The 1939-nt window shown below is 61.6% G+C and carries 1 protein-coding gene; it reads right to left on the minus strand.

All coding sequences use genetic code 11. The features are described 5' to 3' along the window. Positions 1-87: 87 nt before the first annotated feature. Positions 88-1350 carry a group II intron reverse transcriptase/maturase gene (ltrA, locus tag ACZ6RC_RS33320; protein WP_469590624.1) on the minus strand — a complete coding sequence of 421 codons (1263 nt, stop codon included), beginning with the start codon at positions 1348-1350 and terminating at the stop codon, positions 88-90. Between the last annotated feature and the right edge of the window lie 589 nt (positions 1351-1939).

Genomic DNA, 1939 nt, shown 5'->3' on the forward strand with positions numbered 1-1939 from the left:
TGTTGGGTCGCCCGGGGGAATTTCACCCCCGGGCTCCCGCAGAACGGAGCGTGACAATCTCTCGTCACTCCGCTCTTGTCATCCTGGTCACCAAACGGCGAGGGGCTCGACTGTCCATCTCCACTGTGCGAAGAGGCGGGGGTAGCGCTTGGCGATCCCCCGCATGCAGTCAAGTGCCTTCGTGAGCCTCGCGAGCCGTCTGTACTTCTTACGGATCCATCGCACCAAGTAGGAGTTGATGCCACCCAGGACCGGATACAGCTCCGACCGGTAGAACCGGCCGTAGTAGTTCATCCAGCCCGCCACGATCGGATTGATGACCTTGGCGAGGGCCACGAATGTGAGGCTGGTACGGCGGTGAAGTCGCCATCGGCGAACCACTCCGCTCATTTTCTTCAGGGCGTCCTTGCTGACCGCCGGCGAGAACGACAGGAACATGCGTCCCGTTCTCGTCCGGGCACCGCGCGGGCGGAACGTGTACCCGAGGAAGGTGAACGACGTGTGCTCGTAAGAGCCTGGCCGGTCCTCGTCCTTGCAGTACACGATCTTGGTTTTGTCGGGATGCAGACGCAGCCCGACCTCTTCCATCCTGTTCTCCAGCGCTGCCAGGACACTTGTGGCCTGGCGTTCGCTGACGCAGTGGACCACCGCGTCGTCGGCATACCGCTCGAACTGCACGTCCGGGAACTTCCGGGTCAGCCACAGATCGAACGCGTAGTGCATGAACAGGTTTGCCAGCACAGGCGATACCGCAGACCCTTGAGGGGTGCCCCGATCTCGCTTCTGCAAGGTGCCGTCGGGCAGCCGTAGCGGCGCTTGGAGCCACCGCTTGACATACAGAATCACCCAAACGGCATCGGTGTGAGCTTCCACGGCCTTGACAATGAGGTCCCACCGCACGCTGTCGAAGAACTTCTGGATGTCGAGGTCGATCACCCAGTTCCTTCTCCAGCAGCGCTCGCGGCAGCGTTCGACCGCATCGAGAGCCGACCGTCCAGGCCGGTACCCATACGAGTCCTCGTGGAACACAGGATCCACACGAAGTCCCAGGTGGCGGGCCACTACGGTCTGGGCAACCCGGTCGGCGACAGTGGGGATGCCCAGCATCCTCACGCCTCCACCGTGCTGCTTCGGGATCTCCACCGCGCGCACCGGAGGAGGGAAGTACGTTCCTGACGACATCCGGTTCCAGATCTTGTAGAGATTTCCCTTCAGATCCTTCTCGAAGTCGGCAATGGACTGCCCATCCACTCCCGGAGCTCCCTGATTACTCCTCACATCCTGAAAAGCCTCCCAGACTTCCCGCTTCGAGATATCAAACGACTTGCCTGGCAATTTCAACTGATCCATCGGCTCCTCCCGGAGTACGTCCGGTTGACCAAACGAACACAGCCACGGATGACCCGGCCCCTTCGCTCCACCCCCATTACAGGAGCTTCAGCACTACTACGAGCCGGTCCGCCAGCGTGCCTCGCATCGGTACTCAGTCCCTCGCGGTTTCGGCCGCTTGGGATGCTCCCTCTCGCCGCCCTGACCAGGGCGGCAGTGTCGAGACACGCCTTCTCCCGTTCCACGTGAAAGCAGCAGATCAGGCTCACGTCGTCTACATGCCGGACACCACCTGGCCAATAGGCGGGCACCCGCCAGGCTCATCCCGGGGACCAGTGACAACCCCGGTTTCGATGTCATCTGTTTTCTTTACGACACTTCAGCAACGATTCGCTTGCGCTCGTCTTCCTGATCCCCACCTGACACCTCTCAGGGCGCCTTTTCCTCATCGCTCACCACGACGGTCTTCAGCCAACGCAGCATGAGGCGGTTTGAAGCCTCCCCCCGCAGGGCGGCTCCGAAGGGCCAAACCTTCATCATTCACGCAGCACCGCAAAGAGGGCGCTCTACCTACGTCGAACTCCTCCTCGCGTTCGGGACACACTCACCG

The organism is Streptomyces sp. NPDC048353 (assembly GCF_055587165.1).

Bases quoted from the DNA above. Each gene is read 5' to 3' on its own strand.
- ltrA (WP_469590624.1), bottom strand. From the start codon at position 1,350: ATGGATCAGTTGAAATTGCCAGGCAAGTCGTTTGATATCTCGAAGCGG.